A 3,071-nucleotide genomic window follows, 5' to 3' on the forward strand; every position below is an offset into this window, starting at 1 on the left:
CCCCCCCCCCCCCCCCCCCCCCCCCCCCCCCCCCCCCCCCCCCCCCCCCCCCCCCCCCCCCCCCCCCCCCCCCCCCCCCCCCCCCCCCCCCCCCCACCGGGCCCGCCCACCCACGCATCGCCAGGGGAGCGCATGAGCGAGAACGAGACGGCCACCGGGGTCCCGGTGCAGGAGGTCGCGGCCGGCACCACGGCCGGCGACAGGGTCGGCGACGGCGACCTGTCGCGGCAGCTGGCCGAGCGGACCGAGGACCTGCAGCGGGTCACGGCCGAGTACGCCAACTACCGGCGGCGGGTCGACCGCGACCGCGCGCTGGTGGTCGACCAGGCGGCCGAGCGGTTCGCCGCCCAGCTGTTCCCGATCGTCGACGACATCGAGCGGGCCCGGGACCACGGCGACCTGACCGGCGCCTTCAAGGTCGTGGCCGACCGCGTCCTGGGGCTGCTCGACGGCCTGGGCGTCGAGGCCTTCGGCGTCGCCGGCGACCCGTTCGACCCGGCGCTGCACGAGGCCGTCCTGCACGACACGTCCGACGACGTGAGCGTGCCGACGGCGACGACGGTCCTGCGGCAGGGTTTCCGCCGCGGCGACCGGGTGCTGCGCACGGCGATGGTCGCGGTGAGCGACCCGTCCGGCGCCGCGGCCGCTCCCGCGGACCCGGCCACCGTGGACGCGGCCGCCGACGGTGCGCCGGGGGAGACCCCGGCCGCCGGGTGAGGGCTGCCGGCCGGTAGCGGAGACGCGAGGAGAGGAGGCGCCCGATGAGCACTCGGGACTTCATCGAGAAGGACTACTACAAGGCGCTGGGCGTCTCCCAGAACGCCGACGCCGCGGAGATCAAGAAGGCCTACCGGAAGCTGGCCCGCGACCTGCACCCGGACAAGAACCCCGGCAACGCCGACGCCGAGGCCCGGTTCAAGGACGTCTCCGAGGCCTACGACGTGCTCTCCGACCCCAAGCGGCGGAGCGAGTACGACGAGGCCCGGCGGTTGTTCGGGTCCGGCGGTGCCGGTGCCCGGGCCGGCTTCCCCGGTGGCTTCCCCGGCGCCGGAGGCGGCCAGCCCTTCGACCTCGGCGACCTGTTCGGGGCCGCGGGCAACGCCGGGCGGGCCGGGGCCGGAGGGCTCGGCGACCTGTTCGGCAACCTCTTCGGCGGCGGCGGGACGGCGGCCGGCTCGGCCCGGGCGCGCTCGCAGGCGGCGTCCGGGCCGGCCCGCGGCCAGGACGTCGAGACCGAGGCGACGCTGTCGTTCGACGAGGCCGTCCTCGGCGTGACCGTGCCGCTGCGGATGCAGAGCCCGGGCACCTGCCCCACCTGCGCCGGCAGCGGCGCGAAGCCGGGTACCAGCCCGCACACCTGCGAGGTCTGCGGCGGCGCCGGCGTCACCAGCCGCAGCCAGGGCGCGTTCGCCTTCTCCGAGCCGTGCCGGAACTGCCGCGGCACCGGCCAGGTGGTCGACGACCCGTGCCCCACCTGCGCGGGCAACGGCGTCACCACCCAGACCCGCACGATCACCGTGCGGATCCCGGCCGGCGTCCGGGACGGTCAGCGCATCCGGCTCGCCGGCAAGGGCGCACCCGGACGGCGCGGCGGCCCGGCCGGCGACCTGTTCGTCGTGGTGCACGTCAGCGAGCACGAGCTGTTCGGCCGGAAGGGCGACGACCTCACCCTGACCGTGCCGATCACCTTCCCCGAGGCGGTGCTCGGTACGACGCTCACCGTGCCCACCCTGGAGGGCAACGTCACCCTCAAGGTGCCCGCCGGCACCGCGAGCGGGCGCACGCTGCGGGTCCGGGGCCGGGGCGTCCCGGGGCGCGGCCGGTCCGGTGACCTGCTGGTCACCGTCGAGGTGGCCGTGCCGCAGCGGCTCTCGGGCGAGGCCGAGCGGGCGGTGAAGACCCTCGACGCCGAGCTCGGCGACCCGCGCCCGCAGATCACCGCGGCCGCGCAGGCCCGCAGTGCCGAGCGGGGGAGCACCCGGTGAGCGCGCCGCACGCCGAGGAGCGCGAGCGCCGCGACGGCGCCCGCGCCGTCGCCGACGACGCGCCGGTCTTCGTGATCTCCGTGGCCGCCCAGCTGGCCGGCATGCACGCCCAGACGCTGCGCCAGTACGACCGGCTGGGTCTGGTGACCCCCGGCCGCACGCCCGGCGGCGGGCGGCGCTACAGCCCCCGCGACGTCGCGCTGCTGCGGGAGGTCCAGCGCCTGTCCCAGGAGGACGGCGTCAACCTCGCCGGCATCAAGCGGATCATCGACCTGGAGTCCCAGGTCGAGGCCCTGCAGCAGCGGGTGCACGAGCTGATCGGCGAGCTCGAGGAGGCCGAGCGCCGCCGGGCGGCCGCCGAGGCCGCGGTGCACGGTTCCTTCGCCGGCTCCTACACCCGGGCCGACCTCGTCCCGATCCGGCAGGCCACCTCCGCGCTGGTCGTCTGGCGGCCCCGGGAGACCCGGTGAGCGGGAACCCCGCGCGGGGCGCCGTCGTCGAGGGGGACGTGGGCGACACCGGCGCGGCGCAGCACGAGTCCTTCGTGCGGCTGGAACGCGAGATCGGCCTGCTCCTGCGCCGCTCCCGCGCCATCTCCGCCCGGCTGGCCCGCGAGCTGCACTCCGACCTGGACGGCGCGGCCTACGGCCTGCTGGCCCTGCTCGCCGACACCGGCCCGCTGCGCGCGAGCGACCTGGTCGCCCGGCTCGGCCTGGACAAGAGCACGGTGAGCCGGCAGGTGGCGTCGCTGGTGGCGCTCGGGATGGTCGACCGCGAGCCCGACCCGGGCGACGGCCGGGCCCAGGTGCTGCGCCCGTCGGCCGAGGGCGCCGAGCGGCTGTCCCGCATCCGCGATGCGCGCCGCGCGCGCTGGGAGGCCGACCTCTCCGGCTGGCCCGCCGACGACGTCGCCACCCTCGCCGAGCTGCTGGCCCGGCTCAACCGGCTGGGCGAGGCCCGCGAGGAGCAGAGCGCGACCGGCCTCTGACCCCGGCCCGGGGGGGGGGGGGGGGGGCGGGGGGGGGGGGGGGGGGGGGGGGGGGGGGGGGGGGGGGGCTCGGGGGGGGGGGGGGGGGGGTGGGGCGC

The 3,071-nt window shown here is 78.2% G+C and carries 4 protein-coding genes; all 4 read left to right on the forward strand.

Going from position 1 to position 3,071, the window contains the following annotated elements; genetic code table 11:
* The first annotated feature begins 132 nt into the window (after window positions 1–132).
* The 4 genes from grpE to ACI79V_RS24290 are packed head-to-tail and all read left to right on the forward strand — an operon-like array spanning window position 133 to window position 2,973.
* A complete protein-coding gene (grpE, locus tag ACI79V_RS24275) occupies window positions 133–717 on the forward strand; it encodes a nucleotide exchange factor GrpE (protein WP_456878071.1) in 585 nt (194 codons plus the stop codon).
* 44 nt (window positions 718–761) lie between these two features.
* On the forward strand, window positions 762–1,985 hold the full coding sequence (gene dnaJ / locus ACI79V_RS24280) for a molecular chaperone DnaJ (protein ID WP_456893485.1): 1,224 nt from the start codon (window positions 762–764) through the stop codon (window positions 1,983–1,985).
* Complete coding sequence (locus tag ACI79V_RS24285; protein WP_456893487.1) at window positions 1,982–2,455, forward strand: heat shock protein transcriptional repressor HspR; 474 nt, start codon at window positions 1,982–1,984, stop codon at window positions 2,453–2,455. Before dnaJ ends, ACI79V_RS24285 begins: the two co-directional genes overlap by 4 nt.
* Window positions 2,452–2,973: a MarR family winged helix-turn-helix transcriptional regulator gene (locus ACI79V_RS24290; RefSeq protein ID WP_456893489.1), complete on the forward strand. Its 522-nt coding sequence runs from the start codon at window positions 2,452–2,454 to the stop codon at window positions 2,971–2,973. The genes ACI79V_RS24285 and ACI79V_RS24290 overlap by 4 nt, the downstream gene beginning before the upstream one ends.
* Window positions 2,974–3,071 lie beyond the last annotated feature (98 nt).

It is taken from the genome of Geodermatophilus sp. SYSU D00700, assembly GCF_054050255.1.

Coding starts and splice junctions, on each gene's coding strand:
- grpE (WP_456878071.1), top strand. CDS start 133: ATGAGCGAGAACGAGACGGCCACCGGGGTCCCGGTGCAGGAGGTCGCG.
- dnaJ (WP_456893485.1), top strand. CDS start 762: ATGAGCACTCGGGACTTCATCGAGAAGGACTACTACAAGGCGCTGGGC.